The organism is Priestia sp. 10L35, assembly GCF_056395685.1.
The window spans coordinates 829,062-845,487 of sequence record NZ_JBFTKA010000002.1 but is presented as its reverse complement, the minus strand read 5'-3'; the positions used below and the strand labels follow the sequence as shown (position 1 = coordinate 845,487).

Below are 16,426 nucleotides of genomic sequence, written 5' to 3'. Positions count from 1 at the left end.
GATTTTTGATGAAAACGTTAAAAATAGCGAACATACCAGGAGATGGAGTAGGAAAAGAAGTTGTGCCGGAGGCGGTTAGGGTCCTTCATACGATTGCAGATCTTCACGGGGGATTAAAATTTGAATTTACAGAATTTCCTTGGAGCTGTGATTATTATTTGAAATACGGACAGATGATGCCGGAAGATGGGCTAAAGCAGCTTCAACACTTTGACGGAATTTTTTTAGGGGCTGTAGGAAATTTAAATCTTGTGCCAGATCACGTGTCTCTATGGGGTCTGCTCATTAAGATTCGTCGAGAATTTCAGCAGGTAATTAATATTCGTCCAGCCAAGAGGTTAAAAGGCATCGCATCTCCACTAACGAACCCAAAAGATTTTGATTTAATTGTTGTTCGTGAAAATAGTGAAGGAGAATACAGTGAAGTAGGAGGCCGGATTTATCAAGGAGAAGATCAAATTTCTATTCAAAATGCGGTTTTTTCTCGAAAAGGAACAGAACGAGCAATGCGCTACGCCTTTGAATTAGCTTCTAAAAGAAAAGCAAAAGTTACAAGCGCAACGAAGTCAAATGGAATTGTTCATTCCATGCCGTTTTGGGACGAAGTGTTTCAAGATGTTGCCAAGAGTTATTCTCATATTGAAACAGACTCACAGCACATCGATGCGCTGGCGGCTTTTTTCGTTACAAATCCAAGTCGTTTTGATGTAATTGTGGCAAGCAATTTATTTGGAGATATTTTAACAGATATCGGAGCTGCTATTATGGGAAGTATTGGCGTTGCTCCCGCTGCAAATATTAATGTGAACGGAAAATATCCTTCGATGTTTGAACCGGTACACGGGTCTGCTCCTGATATTGTCGGAAAAGGAATTGCAAACCCAATGGGACAGATTTGGACGGCTAAAATGATGTTGGATCATTTTGGTGAACAAGAATTAGGCAGTCATTTATTAGAGGTTATCGAGCAAGTGACAGAATCGGGCATCATTACACCAGATGTTGGAGGCAGCGCAACTACTAGTGAAGTAACGGATCAAATTATTTCTCATTTAAAGAAGTGAAGGTTCTAAAAGAGGCTAGGACAAAAGAATATTAGACGAAGTGAAAAACGAACCATTGATCAAAGTGTTTGATTCATGGTTTGTTTTTTTTATGGTAAACGTAGGTTTCATGTGTGTAGGTCTTTCTAGCAGTTGGTTAGAGGGCAAGGCAAAGATTCCCGCGAAAAGCGAAGCCTTGGACGGAAATCAAAATCGATAAATACATGTTGACACTTACATATATGAACCCTATAATAGTTTGAGTTGAGATAATTCGTATACATATTATTTCTAGACTATGATTTAGTTTGTTTTAATAAATAGATACGAATAAACAAATAAAAGGAGGAAAATCATGCAGAAATCGAAATTATGGACAAAAGATTTTTTAGCGGTTTCATTGACCAGCTTTTTTGTTTTTGTCATTTTTTATATGTTAACTGTCACATTGCCGCTGTTTGCAACAGATGAACTTCATGCAAGTAAACAAAGCCTAGGGCTAATTGTGACAATCTTTTTAGTGTCCGGTATTGTGTTCAGACCGCTAGCCGGTAAGTGGATGACAACATTAGGACAAAAGAAAGTACTATTAATAGGTGTCTTTATCTTTTTAATTGGTTCTATTTTATATATGAATATTCACTCATTATCTGCGCTGCTGTTGCTGCGTGTGCTTCATGGTATTGGTTTTGGAATGAGCACAACTGCTACAGGAGCAATTGTTGCAAATGTAATCCCAGAACAGAGAAAAGGCGAAGGGATGGGGTACTATGCGACGTTTATGAACTTAGCAATGGTAGTAGGTCCGTTTGTAGGCTTAACGTTAACAAATACTTTAAGTCATACAGCGGTTTTTACCGTTGCGGTTGTATCTTCTGTTTTAGCAGTATTATCCAGTCTAGTACTTCGTGTACCTGAGGTGCAAGCTTCCTCTGCAACAAATGAAATACAGCCAGCTAAAGGTCTTGCGGCGTTTTTTGAATACCGTTCGCTGCCTATTTCTGTTGCTGGCCTTGTGGTAGCTTTTTCATATGCAAGTGTTATTTCGTTTGTGTCTATTTATGCAAAAGAAATGGGCTTTACGCAAGCTTCAAGCTTTTTCTTTGTTGTATACGCGGTGTGCTTATTAGCTTCTAGACCTTTTACTGGAAAATGGTTTGATCAATACGGAGAAAACAGCGTGGTATATCCGTCCATTTTATCTTTAGCTATCGGTATCTTTTTACTTAGCCAAGCGACAACAAGCTGGGTGTTTTTATTAGCTGGAGCATTGATTGGATTAGGCTTTGGAACGATTACATCAAGTTTTCAATCCATTGCTGTAAAAAAAGCTTCTCCTCATCGCCGAGGTGTCGCCACAGCTACGTTTTTTGTGTTTTTTGACTCCGGAATGGGCTTAGGGTCCTTTTTATTAGGCATTTTATCCACAGCAGCCGGGTATAAAGGAATGTATGTATTCTGTTCCATTGTTGCTCTTTTAGCTATAGCAGTATACCTTGTATTGCACGGTCGAAAAAGTCAGAAACAGCGCATTATTTCTCAAAATGAATCATTAGGAAAATAACATAAATAAAAAAAGGCGTGCTCAAGGGGAGCATGCCTTTTTTATTTATGGAGCTCTAAAGAAAACGAAAACGGCTGTGAGCATATCGATATAGAAGCCTCCTGATTTCTTTAGAGATTTCTTTTATTCCACTTCTTCTTTTGTAATCCACTCACTGGACCATGTCTGAATTTCCTGAATTACCGGCGCTAGTGCTAATCCTTTGTCGGATAATGAATACTCGATTCGAACAGGAGTTTCTGGAATAACCGTACGAATGACGATTCCTTCCTGCTCTAATTCTTTTAAGCGCTCGGACAAGAGCCTTCCGCTTACTGGAAGTGCTTCTTGCATTTGAGAAAACCGCTGTGAGCCGGAAAGCAGCTGAAAAATGATCAAACTCGTCCAACGTTTCGTTAGTATAGTAACAGCCTTTTCAAAACGTGGGCAGAGTGCTAAACCGTCCATGTTATTACCTCCATTCTCTTCCTATATTATAAAACAAAGTCAGCATTTTATCTAGTGTTATGTAATTTAATTACTTAAAGATTATAAATTACTTTACGTATTTATATTTTGATTATATAATTTATATAATTATAGAAGTTAATTACTAAAAGTAACAAAAAGAGCATAAAAGCTTTACAAGATAAATGTATCGTCATATAATACTTTAAGCAAGTAAAGTTACTTACTTTTAGTAAGCTGATACATCAATTAAAAAAGATAAATGTAGTGAAGTGCTAAAAAAAACAGTTGTTCATGTGAGAGATTGAACACAATGTGAAAATAGTAGATAAGTGAGAAGACGCATAAGAGGAGGAAATGACTGTGATTAACCAAAAAGTTGTTTCAATTTTAAAAGATAAAATTAACGTAGTAAAAAATGATGATCATTTTATTTATATAGTAGGACCTATCACGCTTCCTGTGAATCTGGATGGCGAGACACAAGTATTTAGTTGGTATTCATGGTTGCGTTCTGATAATGTAAAAGAAGGATCTTTAAGTACGGAAGAGCTTATTGAAAAAATGCAAGGAGCTAATTTAGCTGACATGCAGCAATCTAGTGTTCTTGTGTACGGAGATTTTCAAGAATCGCATGAGGCACTCATTCGTATGCACAGTATCTGCCATACGGGAGATATATTCGGAAGCAAACGCTGCGACTGCGGTTTTCAATTAAAACAATCAATGAAAATGATCGTCGAAAATGGGAGCGGGGCGCTATTTTATTTAGCAAATCATGAAGGACGCGGCATTGGCCTATTCAGCAAAGCAATGGCATACGTTCTTCAAGAAAACGGATTTGATACGGTAGAAGCGAATGAAGGGTTAGGATTTGAAGATGATACTCGCAGCTATAGTGATGCCATCAGCGTGTTAAAAGTGCTGCGCCAAAAACCGGTTACGCTGATTACCAATAATCCGAAAAAGCTAATCGCGCTTGAGAAAAACGGCGCACTTTTATCAGGGCGTGTTCCACTTTGGGGAGATGTATCGCAGTTTAATGAAAAGTATTTGGATACTAAAGTTAAACGTTCAGGACATTTAAAAGAGGAGGTTCTTCTTTGATCAATCACGAATTTTATATGAATATAGCTTTACAAAACGCAAAATCAACAAAAGGACAAACAGAGCCAAATCCGCTTGTAGGATCGGTCATTGTAAACGATAATCGAATCGTTGGAATTGGTACGCATTTAAAAGCTGGCGAACCGCACGCTGAAATTCACGCGCTGCGAATGGCTGGCGAACAAGCAAAAGGAGCGACTGCTTACGTAACGCTAGAGCCTTGTTCACACCACGGACGTACAGGTCCTTGTGCTGAAGCGCTAGTTGAAGCCGGTGTAAAAAAAGTGGTCATAGCAACTTTAGACCCGAATCCTTTAGTAGCAGGTAATGGAGTCGAAATTTTAGAAAACGCAGGCATTGAAGTTATAACAGGTGTATGTGAAGAAGAGTCACGTCAAATGAATGAAGTCTTCAATAAGTATATTGTAACGAAGAAGCCGTTTGTTTCATTAAAGTCAGCGATTACGTTAGACGGTAAAATAGCAACTGCTTCTTCTCACAGCAAGTGGATTACGTCTGAGGAAGCTCGTTTGGATGTACATCACCTGCGTCATGAAACAGCGGGTATCTTAGTAGGGGTGAATACGGTCATTAAGGACAACCCTGAGCTGACAACTCGCATTGAAGGCGGCCGCAGTCCAATTCGTATTGTGATGGATTCAAAGCTGCGCATGCCGCTTGAATCTAAGCTAGCAACGGATTCTTTAGCTCCAACGTGGATATTTACAAGTCAGGGCTATTCAAAAGAAAAAAAAGAACAGCTCGAAAAGCAAGGCGTCGAAGTATTTGTTACAAGCGGTGAGGACAAAGTAAATCTTGAAGATATGCTTTCTATACTAGGTGAGAAATTTGTGTCGTCTCTTTTAATTGAAGGAGGGGGCGAAGTGAATGCCGCATTCCTAGAAAATCGTTTAATTGATAAATTGGTGCTGTATATGGCTCCAAAGCTTTCAGGAGGAAAAGAAGCTCCTACTTTCCTAGAAGGAAAAGGCGTAGAAAAGATGTGGGATGCAGTGGACGTGGAGCGTCTTTCTGTGACGTCAATCGGTAAAGACTTTAAATTTGTTGGATACCCTGTTTATAAATAAAAAATGTAAATGAGGCTGGAACAAAAACATGTTAGCTGAAGGAAGATCCGAACGATTTATCGTTCGGATTTTTTGCTGTTATGGTGAACATAGCTTTCATGTATGCAGGTGCTTCCAGCAGTTGATTGGAGGGCAAGGCGAAGACTCCTTCGGGAAAAGCGGAACAGGTGAGACCACGCAGGAGCGTAAGCGACGAGGAGGCTCACCGGCCGCCCGCGGAAAGCGAAGTCTTGCACGGAAATCAACGGAGGTGTAAAAAGTAGTCCAGATCATTTATCCCATTTGTTCGTCTTTAGATTGGATTGATGTAGCTATGTCTAAATATTATTTTTTTTGCAGGATTTTTTAGAGAAGATGAATAATACACTATTTTACTCTTATAGATTAATTTGCTATTATAGGGAATGGTCAATTTCGAAACAGTGTATAAATTTTTAACATGTTTACAGTTGACTATCTAAATAAAAGCACTATATGTTTATAGAGAGAATATATTATGTGAAAGTAAGGGTGAGAAAAGAGATGAGAGAGTATAGAATTGGGAGTGTTATGAGAGACCTTCGCAAAATGGCAGGGTTGACACAACAAGAATTATCAAGAGACATTTGTACACAAGCGCAAATCAGCAAAATTGAAAATGGTGAAGAATATCCATCAAGCATTACCCTCTATAAAATTTCTAAGCGCCTTGGCGTAGATGTTAACTACTTTTTTGATAGTGTAGAATCACCTCGACTTGATTACGTAGATGCGGTTCAATCGTTAATTCGTCAATATATTCGTCAGAGAGATTATGATGCTATTCATAATATCATTGTAAAAGAAAAAGAAAGTCCCCTGTTTCAAAATCCGCTGAACAAGCAATTTTTAATGTGGCACGAAGGTATTTGCGTGTATTACATTCATCATAATAAAGAAGATGCGCTGTCTAAAATGTACCAAGCGATCGAGCTTACTAAGCAATCGGCAACGTTTTATAAAGAAAGAGAAATTGAAATTTTAAATAGCATTGGAATTATTCTTTATGAAGAGAAAGAGTATGAACAGGCTCTAGATACATATCAAACAGCACTCAAAAGCTTAAATGAGCTGCCCCAAACAAAAGACGAAAATATAAAAATTAGAATTTTAAATGCACTTGCCAAAACGCTTGGAGATATGAGTAACTATGATGAATCATTAATATATAGCAACCGAGGAATCGATTTGTGCATTAGTAATGAATCAATGTATTTATTTGGAGAACTTCATTACCAAGCAGGAGAGAGCTTAATCAAATTAGGTAAAATTGAACAAGGTAAAGAATATATGGAAAAGTCTATGACCATTTTCACCTTGCAGCGAAACGAGCGATTCGTCAAGCTAGTAGAAAAAGAACTTGAAGCTCTATTTGTTTAAAATATTCCTATCATTATAATTTTTGAGAAATTTCTATCAAAATGGAGGAAATCCATGGTTTTAAGGTGATAAATGCTGATAGAAAGGAATTCATCTACTTTTATCCTGTGATACACTAGAGTCAAATCAAAGAAAGAGGAGGAAATAATTATGAAAAAAGTATTAGTCGGTATGGCATTAGCGTTTACATTAGTAGCAGGTGTTGCTTCAGTTGGAACAAGCGTAGCAACAGGAGATTTTTCAACATTAGGTCTTCCAAGCCAACATTAATAAAAAAAGCCGTGCTAAAAAGCACGGCTTTTTTTATTGTGTTTTACTTGACTGATCTTTGTTGCGTTTGTTTCCTTTTGAATTATCCCCGCTTGAAATTTCTTCACCCATTTCTACAAGGTGGTGCTGCGTTTTTGGATTACTTTGATTAGCGCTTCCTTTGTTGTTCTTTTTAGTCATCTTCATTCTCCTTTAAAACGATGGCAATGCATCGAGATTATTTGTTTTGTCATGATCAGGAATGCTGCGAATATACGTACCCCCGTCTTTCCCTACAAAGGTACTAACATGCTCAACGTCCCCTGCTTCTACTTTCTTTAAGGCTTCTTCATAGGTTAAAACGTCTCCTGAAGCTGTTTGGAATTCTAAGAGGTCACCGTCTGCATTTTTACGTACTGCAACGAAACGTTCTTTCATACAAATAAACACCTTCCTTTACATCTATATGGTTGCTGAAATAGTCGTTTTTATTCATTGCAAAAAGTGATAAGGTAAAGAAAAGAGTGCAAAGGGGATAAAAAATGACAACATTTAATTGGCATGATCAAGCTCAAGACGAGTGGAACCAAAAAGTATCATTTTGGAATAGCCGAAGTGAAGAGATGTGGAAAAACGGAAGTCGGAAAACAGTGATTCCATTTATTCAAAAACATCTTAAATCAGGTGGTATGGTGGCAGACGTGGGCTGTGGTGATGGGGTTGGGACATCTCTTCTAGCTGCTTCTGGCTATAAAGCAATCGGTCTTGATTTATCGGAAGAAATGATTCAAAAAGCATCCCAGCTGCATAAAAGTGAAAATTTGTCGTTCGCTCAAGCTGACATAATGGAGCTGCCGCTTTCTTCTGAATCAGTAGAAGGGGTTATGGTAATCAATGCGTTAGAATGGACTGAGCATCCTCGATTAGCTTTGAAGGAATTGTACCGAGTTGTAAAACCAGGAGGATATGCATGCGTAGGTATTCTTGGGCCAACTGCTCAGCCTCGTACCAATAGTTATCAAAGACTATATGGGGAAGACGTTATTTGCAATACGATGATGCCATGGGAGTTTGAACAGCTTGCAAAAGAAAATGGATGGGAAGTAATCGATGGCGAAGGTGTATATAAGCGAAATGTTACTGATAAGCTGATTGGACAGCTCCCAAATGAATTAAAGCAAGCCTTAACGTTTCTATGGCTATTTATGCTCAAGAAACAATAAAAACAGCACACCTCTCCTTATATGTAGCTGTACAAAGGGTACACTACAAATTGGAGGTGAGTGACATGAGTAAAATTAAAAAAGACCGCTCAAAATCAGAGCTAGGTTCACCAAATGTAGAAGGACAAGGGACGACCACTTCTGAACAAGGTGTTCAAAGCAGTTCAGCTAACAAAAAGCAGAAGCGTTCATAACAAAAATAAAACGAACTTGCAGTGAGAACAACGAGCTCACTGCAAGTTCGTTTTATTTATGGTGTCATCTTTATAAGTAAGAAGGTGTTGTGTGCAAGATTATAGATAGCTTATAATAAAATCTGAGCCAATAATTGTAATTTTATACAAGTTTGGTTTACAGTCGATGTAAAGTGGAGGTGTAATAAATGGTAAATAAAAGATGTTTACCGGATACTGCAGCGTCTCATGCAAAGCCTGATATTAGAGAGGCGATACTTTGCATGGGGTGGACGGTTTAGTAATAGACATCGCCTAACCGCGCATATCTCATTTCTAATATATACGGCTTTGCCCCTTATTGTATAAGTAAAACCACATAAGGAGCTGGCAGAAATGACGTATGTAAAAGCAACAAATATTTTACCTGAAGAGCTGATTAGTGAAATTCAAAAATACATTCAAGGAGAAACCATTTATATTCCAAAGCCGCAGAAGGCAAAAAGAAAATGGGGAACTTGCTCTGGTGGAAGAAAGTTGATTGACGAGCGAAACGAACGGATAAAGAATTTGTTTAAAAAAGGAACTTCAATTGAAGAACTAGCCTGTGAATACTTTTTATCAACCGAAACCATCAAAAAAATTGTATATAAAAAGCAACGGTAAAAATCAAGCGCTGGCGACTGAATGCCCGCGCTTTTTTAGGTAGAGTTTATTTCTGATTTATTTTTTACATTTCGTAAAAGGAATCCATACGGTAAAGTAAAAAGTAGCTGATTAAATAAAGAAGGAGTGAAGAACGTGGAAGCGTTTATAAGAAATGATCAATATAACTTTATCAAAAGCCAAACGCAAATCCTTATCAATGGGCATGGAACAGTGAACAATTCCGATGTGCTGCAGGCTTTAAAAGCTCTTGCAAAAGAAAAAGTATTAAATGTGTTTGATGTTCTTAACGAGGAACAGGAAGAATTACTGCTGTCAGTTGCTGAAGTTAAAAATAAAGAACAAGCAGAGGTGTTTTTAGAAACGATAAAGCCTTACGTGATTCCATTTAAATCTTTTACAGAAGCTGGCGTGAAAAAATTGTTTCCAAAAGTGAAAAAGTTAAAGATCCCTTCTGCTGATAGCATTGATCTAGGGAGCATTTCATATGTCAGCTGGATCGATAAAGGCTCAAACAAAAAGTTTATCGTAGCGCAGGATCCCTATACGGAGAAGCTAAAAGGTATTCAAGGAACGTTTAAACCTATTAACCAGAAGGGAGTATGCACACTTTGCCACAGCTACGAGGAAGTCGGTATGTTCACTGCTGAAATCAAAGGAACTGTTCAAGGGACATTTACACAACGCGGAAATTATATTTGTCAAGATAGCGAAGCATGTAATCAAAATTTGCTTACCTTAGAGCGGCTTCATGATTTTATGTTAAGGCTCAGCAAATAACATGCGGCTAATAAGAAGAATACAAAAAAAGAAGGTTCAGTCCCTATACTTTTGGTGAGACTGAGCCTTCTTTGTCTATCTGTTTTTCTCGATTGGATTGTCACGATAGCTAATCCAATCGCTCCAGCTGCCGGCATATAATTTTACATTTGGAAAACCTGCTGATTTTAAAGCTAAAACGTTAGGGCAAGCAGATACACCCGATCCGCAGTATACAATGATTTCAGCGTGAGAATCAATAGCAGAAAACATCTCCTTCCACTCTTTATCTGTTTTCCATAAACCTTCTGAAGTTAACACATCTTGCCAAAAAGAATGAATGGCGCCTGGAATATGTCCTGCTACAAAATCAATGGGTTCTTCTAAGCCGAGATATCTCTTTTTTTCACGAGAGTCGACAAGAACAACATTAGGGTTATGAAGATTCTCTTTTACGTATTCAACTCCTGCAAGTCCCCAATCTTGTTGAACGAAAGGTACAAAAGTTTGAGGAGAAGCTGCTGGAACGCTCTTAGTTATTTCATATCCCGATTGTTTCCAGTTAGTAAAACCTCCATTTAAAATTTGTACGTATTCAATTCCTATATATCGCAGTAGCCACCATGCTCTTGAAGCCATCATCCCGTTTTGTTCATCATAAACGACGACTCTGGAATCAGCATTAATTCCTAAGCTGCCGAGCTTCTGAGCTAGCTTTTGAACATCGGGCAGCGGGTGTCTGCCTCCGTGGGAAGTAGCCACAGAGGACAAATCTTTTTCTAAATCCAAATAATGAGCATCCGGGAGGTGCTCATTTTGATAAGCATCTGCGCCTGCCTCAGGCTTTCCAAGAGTAAATCGGCAGTCGAGCAAAACAATGGAGTGTTGGGGTTGCTGTAATGCAGTATGTAAGTCAGCCGGTGAAATAATAGTGTTCATAACATTCACATCCTTTTACCAAAATTCTAGTTGAAATAAATAAAAATGAAAAGCGTTAAATATAAATTACGGCAAAGGTATGCTGCTTTCCTTCAATTATTCCCCATAGAATAATTGACCATTTTAGCGCTTATCTGATGCAGAGTGAAATGCTCCTGTGCTACAGTTATAGTAAGAGTTACATAGTATAAGCCAAATGCTCAGCGTAATGTCATACTTACTATTGATGAGAAGGAGAGAGAAAGATGCAAACAAATGAAAAGAAAGAATTTAAACTGATTGCACTAGATATGGATGGAACCCTGCTGAACAATCAGCAAGAAATTTCTGAAGAAAATCGTGCGGCCATTGCTAAAGCTCAAGAACAAGGTGTTCATGTGGTATTAAGCACGGGGCGATCTCTTTTAACATGCCGTGAATATGCGCAATCTCTTCAGCTGTCTTCTTACCTTATTACAGTAAACGGAAGTGAAATTTGGGATGAATCTGGACAGCTTGTAGAACGAAAGTTAATTGATGCTTCACACATCGAGAAAATGTGGAATTTAACGCAAGAGCATAAGCTTAACTTTTGGGCTGTGACTACGGATAAAGTATGGAGAGATGAATTTCCAGAAGATATTGCTTCACAGGAATGGCTGAAGTTTGGCTACGATATTCCAGATGATGCTTTACGAGAAGAAGTGCTGAAACAAATAGCAGGCATTTCAGATTTTGAAATCAGCAACTCTAGTTTAACGAATCTAGAAATTAATGCACTTGGTATTAACAAAGCAAAAGGGATCATGACTGTATGTGAACGTTTGGGCATTTCAATGGATGAAGTCATTGCAATGGGAGACAGCTTAAATGATATGGCTATGATTGAAGCGGCAGGTTGTGGAATCGCCATGGGAAATGCTCAGGAAGCTGTAAAAGAAGCAGCGGACTGGGTGACAGATACAAATGTCAATAACGGAGTAGCGAAGGCTATCAGTCACTGGGTACTGAAATAACAGCAGCTCTACATGTTGCACAACTTGACTACTTCCCGCATAAACTGATACTGGATGCCTCCCTTAGAGTTCGTCTTATACGTATATATAAGGAGAAGCCATCTAGTTAAGGAGTGGGGAGTATGAGTGATTTATCATTAGACAAGCTGTTACAAAAAGCAGAAAATAAGTTGCAGAATGTACATGAAATAGTGCAAGAAAAATCGTACGAGCTCATTAGGCAAGCATATAAAGAAAGCATATTTGTTGTGATCACTGAAGGATTTAGATCGATAGAGCATCAGCAAAGACTATATTCACAAGGCCGAACAACACCAGGAAGTATTGTCACTAATGCCAAAGACGGCTATTCTTATCATAATTATGGACTAGCTTTTGACATTGCGCTGCTTGATAACGACGGAAAAGTTGACTGGACCATTGATCGAAGATGGAACAAAGCGGGAGAGATAGGAAAAAGGATTGGGTTGGAATGGGGAGGAGATTGGACAAGCTTAAAAGATTACCCTCATTTTCAATATACATTCGGTTTATCTTTGTCGGAGCTTCGAAGTGGAAAAGTACCTAAAAAACAGACGCCAAAGGCTTCAAGCATGTTAATTAAATACGGAGATCGAGGAAATCACGTACAGTTAATCCAGCGTATGCTTATTCACTTAGGCTATTCTCTTTTTGGAGGCGCAGACGGTATATTCGGGTCTTCCACTTTCAAAGGGGTAAAAGCTTTTCAACAAACACTTTATCTGCAGGTAGATGGAATAGTTGGACCGAAGACACTCGAAAAACTCTATAGCAATTTTAATAAAACTATGTTCTAAATAAACATAAAAATATGAGAACGAGAAAAGGAAGAAAAGAGATGGATGGAAATCGTCTCTTTTCTTCCTTTTCTGTAGTTATAGTAGAAAAACTGAAATTTATAAAGAAATAAAAAGGATTTTCTAAGCGTAAGAAACGTTCACGTGATCTAACTGGATAACATTGCTCAACAACACGATATCTTTATATATTTCACTTTTTACAGAGGCGTTTGAACAGTTTTGATAGTCTTTCAACAAGCGGCCAAGTTCTTTAATAAATAACAACGTCTCTTGTTCATTAATCATAGTCAAAACTCCTTGTTTAGAAATGAATCCAGGTCATTATATAGGAATTCTATCATATCTATACGCACCTGTTGACAAAAAAAGTTCGTCAATTTTTTTGTGAGAAGAAGAAATTTAGGGATATGTGGAATGCGTTCGACTCTCTCATTTTATACATATGCAGCTTGTCTAAAAATATGAGAGTAGTTATAGTAATATTTACTCCTAATCATGCAACTTAAAACCTATTTTAGAGGTTATCCGTAAATTCCCTCTATTGTAGAGCGATGGAACAAAAAAAGAATGCCTCATTTTGTATCTTTAGTATGATAACGTTTTGAAGAAATAAGGCATATTTTTGAGTTTTAAGATGGATTTGAATTAGATCTTTTGACACGCTCTTTTTGTAGGAGGGGCATATTAACTTTCTATTAAGGGAAATCGTAAAGCTCCAACGAGTTTCTGATTTAGAAACTCGTTGGAGCTTAATTTTTTGGATAAGGGATGTGCAAAAGTTCTGGGACGGTCACAAAATGATATCCTTCTTGTTTAAGTCTAGGAATGATGGTATCCAGCGACTTTGCGGTGTTGGAAAGGTCCATGGTCCAATGGCCTCCGTCGTGCATCAAAACAATTGTTCCGGCGTGCATGTTCTTAAATACATTCTTGGTGATTTCTGCTTCTGGGATTTGCTTCCAGTCTAATGAATCAGAAGACCAGTTAATCGCATAGACATTTTCATTTGGCAGCTCGCTGATCATTTCTTGCGTTAAATTTCCATATGGAGGACGAAACAGCTGTGTTTCAAAACCGGTAATGTTTTTAATAATAGCCTGAGTTTTGGCAATTTCCCAGTGAAACTTTTCAGTCGATTCTTTTAGTAAATTGGGGTGCCAATAGGTATGAATCCCAACAGCATGACCTTCAGCTACCATTCTCTTCACCAGCTCAGGATGTTCGTGAGCTTTTGCTCCAATAAGAAAAAAGGTTGCTTTAATACCATGCTTTTTCAATTGATCCAATACATGTGGAGTAAAGCGCGGATCCGGTCCATCATCAAATGTTAGGGCGGTTTGCTTTAGGTGGTTATTACCTTGATAAAGCAAACGGTCACGCACAGCTACATTTTTTACTTGTTCCGCTTTACATAGTGCAGGAAGAGCTCCATTAAATAAGAAGCACAGTGTGAAAAGCAGTATACTAATTCTTCGTATCATGTACATGCACGCTCCTTTCTAGGGCAAAGTATAACGTTATGATACCCGATTAAAAATTTTGTATGAAGCTGAATTTCCCTTTTGTGTCAAAGCGTATGATATGCATGAAACAGCGCACTATAATAAACAGTTACTATTAGGTGAAGAAAGGAAAAAGCAGATGAAAAAAATAATGATTGCCGTAGCATTGATTTTTTCGCTAAGTTTATCTCCCTTAGCTGAATATATTTCCTATCACGACGACTATAACGTAAGTGCAAGGTCGTATCGTTCGGGGAAGCGGTCGTTTAATAGACAGCCAAGCGTTAGACAAAATGAGTCGAGATCTAATTTTTCAAATCGCAGAAATGGAACTGTAAATCGAGGCGTTACCCGTTCAAAACGAGGAGGATTCGCCCGTGGACTTCTGTATGGCGGTCTGGCAGGGATGTTATTTGGCGGTTTGCTTGGTCATATGGGTGCACTGGGCGGGATTTTCGGGTTATTAATTAACATTTTGGCTATTGTACTTGTCATTAATTTAATTCTGCGTTTATTCCGCCCTTCTCGTCGCGACAATAATTGGAGATAGACCGTAATTGCTGTCATAAACTAATAAGAAAGCTCCATATAAATAAGAAAACGCTTTCTATGGTTAATCGAAAGGATGAAACGTATGTCAGCAAACAGACAGCGCAGCAAATACCTGGCGTTTTGCACAGAATGCGGTCTCCCAAACAGGTTAACATTGTTTCTTTTAAGACAGTACGTTGCGACAGACGAATATAGCGGATTTTATTGTGGGAATTGCGGAATTCGAAACGAATTTCCAGATTCGGTCATTGAATATATTAAAGAGCTATAAAACACAATCTCTTAAAAGATTGTGTTTTATTTTTTAGTAAAACTATGTTCTAAATAAAAATTAAAAAGAAAAACATAGCTGTGTACAAAAAAGAAACGATGACTAAATACTTTTCTTTATCCAGGATAATCGAGAAATTCCCCATTTCAAGCTTGCTAATTAGGGGTAGTGCAAAACGGCTTATGAGAAGAACATATAAAATTAGTGACTGTAGAAATGACTAACATTTTTAACTGCAGAAAATCGATTGAACCATACTTTAAAAGGACGCATATACTACATTAAAATTTTAGAAAACGGAGGAATTAACTAATGCCTGTTTCCGTCATTTTCAACCAAATAAACGTGGTCAGTATGGTTTCCAATTCAGTAATTGCTTCGGGTCAAAATAGCCAGCCAGATTGGAATTCCCAAGGGAAATTTAACTTAGGAAACGGATTTGCTGTAAATTCAGCTATACTAGGCAGTACAAATATCATTAATGATCAAGATGTTTGTGACACGCCAATTACCCAGCCGGAAAATATTAATCCTCAACCAGTCTCTCAGTTCTAGGGAAAAAGAAGATGAAAGAAGATGAAAAACATTGATTATAAAATTTACTAATCTTAATGTTACGTCTATCTCTACTAATTCAGGTATTTTTACTGGAGAAAACACCCAATCAGATTGGTAAGTCAATTGGAAAAGTAACACGGGGTTCGGTGAAATAATCGGCTATCATAACTTTGCTTCTCAAATGGTAAACATCATTAATGATAACGACGTCGTTGATTCCTATTTTTCTGAACATATAGATTTCAACAATGCTCCTGTTACACAAAGTTAAAGAAGTAAACCAAACTAGGTATTCTATCTATTAATTATTTTGTCAGAGTGGCAAGGATATATTGGTAATATATTTAAACCATCTTTTATACAGATGGTTTTTTGCTAGCTTATTTTAGAGAGGTAGCTGTTAATATAGATTAAAAGGTAATGACAGGAATACTTTTATAGTAAATGGAGTAAGTATCATAGAAAAGACGTAAAAGCTTAAATGATTAAAGAGACGTTCGATTTGAGGCAAACAGATAAGAATTTGAAAAAAATGGGTAATGTATTTTCAGTTTTATATTGAACTAGATGAAGTAAACTTCTGTCTGTGAGGTGTTATTTATGGTCAATATTCACTATCATTCGATTAATGTAAATAAAATTCAAAACAGTTCAGGCCTATTTTATGGCATTAATATTCAATATAAATGGAATCATAAAAGTCGTATTTCTGATGGTTTCGGAAAAATAGTTGGTGATTCTAATAGAATTTCAAATAACACCACCATTGCGAAAATCCCTAAAAAGAATGATGAATAGAAGCGTAGAGTCAAGCTTCCTTTGTGACTTGCTCAAAAGAATCATTTACATCATCTTCACCAAGAACGAGGTGTGTGTTATAGGATATTTGATTATCATCTCCCGCAATTGTGCCGAAACCTGAATTACAGCTGCTGATTGTAGTTTCCCAATTTTGTTGAACATTTTTTCCTATAAAAACTCCCGCGTTGTTTTTAACCGCATTTACGGTGAGATCATCAAAAATGATTTGAGGAGAACTGAGATCTATTTTCATAATTCCTCCCTATACAC

General features: G+C 37.6%; 23 protein-coding genes. 16 read left to right on the top strand and 7 right to left on the bottom strand.

Features of this window, described 5'->3' with window-relative positions; all coding sequences use genetic code 11:
- Positions 1 to 8: 8 nt before the first annotated feature.
- Together AC1DEF_RS10325 and AC1DEF_RS10320 are read left to right on the top strand one after the other, a co-directional pair.
- Positions 9 to 1,064 carry a tartrate dehydrogenase gene (locus tag AC1DEF_RS10325; RefSeq protein ID WP_097823650.1) on the top strand — a complete coding sequence of 352 codons (1,056 nt, stop codon included), beginning with the start codon at positions 9 to 11 and terminating at the stop codon, positions 1,062 to 1,064.
- 334 nt (positions 1,065 to 1,398) lie between these two features.
- Positions 1,399 to 2,607, top strand: a complete 1,209-nt coding sequence (locus AC1DEF_RS10320) for an MFS transporter (protein WP_097823649.1) — start codon at positions 1,399 to 1,401, stop codon at positions 2,605 to 2,607.
- A 123-nt stretch (positions 2,608 to 2,730) separates the two neighbouring features.
- Here the strand turns inward: AC1DEF_RS10320 and AC1DEF_RS10315 are convergent, their stop codons facing one another.
- The gene (locus tag AC1DEF_RS10315; RefSeq protein ID WP_097823648.1) at positions 2,731 to 3,054 is read right to left on the bottom strand and encodes a winged helix-turn-helix transcriptional regulator; all 324 of its coding nucleotides are present in this window, start codon (positions 3,052 to 3,054) and stop codon (positions 2,731 to 2,733) included.
- A 363-nt stretch (positions 3,055 to 3,417) separates the two neighbouring features.
- Here AC1DEF_RS10315 and AC1DEF_RS10310 point away from each other — a divergent pair, with 363 nt between their 5' ends.
- The 4 genes from AC1DEF_RS10310 (at position 3,418) to AC1DEF_RS10295 (ending at position 6,647) form a co-directional block, all read left to right on the top strand.
- Positions 3,418 to 4,161 (top strand): GTP cyclohydrolase II, encoded by a 744-nt coding sequence (locus tag AC1DEF_RS10310; RefSeq protein ID WP_097823647.1) that lies wholly within the window; start codon positions 3,418 to 3,420, stop codon positions 4,159 to 4,161.
- The gene (ribD, locus tag AC1DEF_RS10305; RefSeq protein WP_097823646.1) at positions 4,158 to 5,249 is read left to right on the top strand and encodes a bifunctional diaminohydroxyphosphoribosylaminopyrimidine deaminase/5-amino-6-(5-phosphoribosylamino)uracil reductase RibD; all 1,092 of its coding nucleotides are present in this window, start codon (positions 4,158 to 4,160) and stop codon (positions 5,247 to 5,249) included. Before AC1DEF_RS10310 ends, ribD begins: the two co-directional genes overlap by 4 nt.
- 121 nt (positions 5,250 to 5,370) lie before the next feature.
- On the top strand, positions 5,371 to 5,505 hold the full coding sequence (locus AC1DEF_RS10300; protein WP_318331278.1) for a hypothetical protein: 135 nt from the start codon (positions 5,371 to 5,373) through the stop codon (positions 5,503 to 5,505).
- 266 nt (positions 5,506 to 5,771) lie between these two features.
- Positions 5,772 to 6,647: a helix-turn-helix domain-containing protein gene (locus tag AC1DEF_RS10295; protein WP_014460489.1), complete on the top strand. Its 876-nt coding sequence runs from the start codon at positions 5,772 to 5,774 to the stop codon at positions 6,645 to 6,647.
- A gap of 303 nt (positions 6,648 to 6,950) precedes the next feature.
- Here AC1DEF_RS10295 and AC1DEF_RS10290 read toward each other — a convergent pair whose 3' ends face one another.
- Together AC1DEF_RS10290 and AC1DEF_RS10285 are read right to left on the bottom strand one after the other, a co-directional pair.
- Entirely contained in the window at positions 6,951 to 7,097 is a 147-nt protein-coding gene (locus AC1DEF_RS10290; RefSeq protein WP_013056671.1) for a hypothetical protein, read from the bottom strand.
- 12 nt (positions 7,098 to 7,109) lie between these two features.
- Positions 7,110 to 7,334 carry a DUF3892 domain-containing protein gene (locus AC1DEF_RS10285; RefSeq protein WP_013056672.1) on the bottom strand — a complete coding sequence of 75 codons (225 nt, stop codon included), beginning with the start codon at positions 7,332 to 7,334 and terminating at the stop codon, positions 7,110 to 7,112.
- Positions 7,335 to 7,438: 104 nt separating this feature from the next.
- Here AC1DEF_RS10285 and AC1DEF_RS10280 point away from each other — a divergent pair, with 104 nt between their 5' ends.
- From AC1DEF_RS10280 to AC1DEF_RS10265, 4 genes are all read left to right on the top strand, one after another.
- Positions 7,439 to 8,119: a class I SAM-dependent methyltransferase gene (locus tag AC1DEF_RS10280; RefSeq protein ID WP_097823645.1), complete on the top strand. Its 681-nt coding sequence runs from the start codon at positions 7,439 to 7,441 to the stop codon at positions 8,117 to 8,119.
- 65 nt (positions 8,120 to 8,184) lie between these two features.
- The gene (locus AC1DEF_RS10275) at positions 8,185 to 8,313 is read left to right on the top strand and encodes a YuzL family protein (RefSeq protein WP_013056674.1); all 129 of its coding nucleotides are present in this window, start codon (positions 8,185 to 8,187) and stop codon (positions 8,311 to 8,313) included.
- Between the two features lie 375 nt (positions 8,314 to 8,688).
- A complete protein-coding gene (locus AC1DEF_RS10270; RefSeq protein ID WP_097823644.1) occupies positions 8,689 to 8,958 on the top strand; it encodes a CD3324 family protein in 270 nt (89 codons plus the stop codon).
- Positions 8,959 to 9,093: 135 nt separating this feature from the next.
- Positions 9,094 to 9,738 carry a FusB/FusC family EF-G-binding protein gene (locus tag AC1DEF_RS10265; RefSeq protein WP_097823643.1) on the top strand — a complete coding sequence of 215 codons (645 nt, stop codon included), beginning with the start codon at positions 9,094 to 9,096 and terminating at the stop codon, positions 9,736 to 9,738.
- Between the two features lie 75 nt (positions 9,739 to 9,813).
- Here AC1DEF_RS10265 and AC1DEF_RS10260 read toward each other — a convergent pair whose 3' ends face one another.
- The gene (locus AC1DEF_RS10260; protein ID WP_097823642.1) at positions 9,814 to 10,656 is read right to left on the bottom strand and encodes a sulfurtransferase; all 843 of its coding nucleotides are present in this window, start codon (positions 10,654 to 10,656) and stop codon (positions 9,814 to 9,816) included.
- Positions 10,657 to 10,901: 245 nt separating this feature from the next.
- Between AC1DEF_RS10260 and AC1DEF_RS10255 the strand changes: the two genes are divergently transcribed.
- Positions 10,902 to 11,651, top strand: a complete 750-nt coding sequence (locus AC1DEF_RS10255; protein WP_033578756.1) for a Cof-type HAD-IIB family hydrolase — start codon at positions 10,902 to 10,904, stop codon at positions 11,649 to 11,651.
- A gap of 122 nt (positions 11,652 to 11,773) precedes the next feature.
- Positions 11,774 to 12,469, top strand: a complete 696-nt coding sequence (locus tag AC1DEF_RS10250) for a peptidoglycan-binding protein (RefSeq protein ID WP_097823641.1) — start codon at positions 11,774 to 11,776, stop codon at positions 12,467 to 12,469.
- A 123-nt stretch (positions 12,470 to 12,592) separates the two neighbouring features.
- On the opposite strand, the gene AC1DEF_RS10245 is transcribed toward AC1DEF_RS10250, so the two are convergent.
- Together AC1DEF_RS10245 and AC1DEF_RS10240 are read right to left on the bottom strand one after the other, a co-directional pair.
- On the bottom strand, positions 12,593 to 12,757 hold the full coding sequence (locus AC1DEF_RS10245) for a hypothetical protein (RefSeq protein ID WP_013056680.1): 165 nt from the start codon (positions 12,755 to 12,757) through the stop codon (positions 12,593 to 12,595).
- A 464-nt stretch (positions 12,758 to 13,221) separates the two neighbouring features.
- Positions 13,222 to 13,953: a polysaccharide deacetylase family protein gene (locus AC1DEF_RS10240; RefSeq protein WP_097823640.1), complete on the bottom strand. Its 732-nt coding sequence runs from the start codon at positions 13,951 to 13,953 to the stop codon at positions 13,222 to 13,224.
- Positions 13,954 to 14,113: 160 nt separating this feature from the next.
- Here AC1DEF_RS10240 and AC1DEF_RS10235 point away from each other — a divergent pair, with 160 nt between their 5' ends.
- From AC1DEF_RS10235 to AC1DEF_RS10220, 4 genes are all read left to right on the top strand, one after another.
- On the top strand, positions 14,114 to 14,524 hold the full coding sequence (locus AC1DEF_RS10235; RefSeq protein WP_097824364.1) for a hypothetical protein: 411 nt from the start codon (positions 14,114 to 14,116) through the stop codon (positions 14,522 to 14,524).
- An 84-nt stretch (positions 14,525 to 14,608) separates the two neighbouring features.
- Positions 14,609 to 14,797 carry a hypothetical protein gene (locus AC1DEF_RS10230; protein ID WP_014460480.1) on the top strand — a complete coding sequence of 63 codons (189 nt, stop codon included), beginning with the start codon at positions 14,609 to 14,611 and terminating at the stop codon, positions 14,795 to 14,797.
- Between the two features lie 354 nt (positions 14,798 to 15,151).
- Positions 15,152 to 15,352: a hypothetical protein gene (locus AC1DEF_RS10225; RefSeq protein WP_374109842.1), complete on the top strand. Its 201-nt coding sequence runs from the start codon at positions 15,152 to 15,154 to the stop codon at positions 15,350 to 15,352.
- A 603-nt stretch (positions 15,353 to 15,955) separates the two neighbouring features.
- Positions 15,956 to 16,153 (top strand): hypothetical protein, encoded by a 198-nt coding sequence (locus AC1DEF_RS10220; protein WP_097823639.1) that lies wholly within the window; start codon positions 15,956 to 15,958, stop codon positions 16,151 to 16,153.
- A gap of 10 nt (positions 16,154 to 16,163) precedes the next feature.
- Here the strand turns inward: AC1DEF_RS10220 and AC1DEF_RS10215 are convergent, their stop codons facing one another.
- A complete protein-coding gene (locus AC1DEF_RS10215; protein WP_097823638.1) occupies positions 16,164 to 16,409 on the bottom strand; it encodes a hypothetical protein in 246 nt (81 codons plus the stop codon).
- Positions 16,410 to 16,426 lie beyond the last annotated feature (17 nt).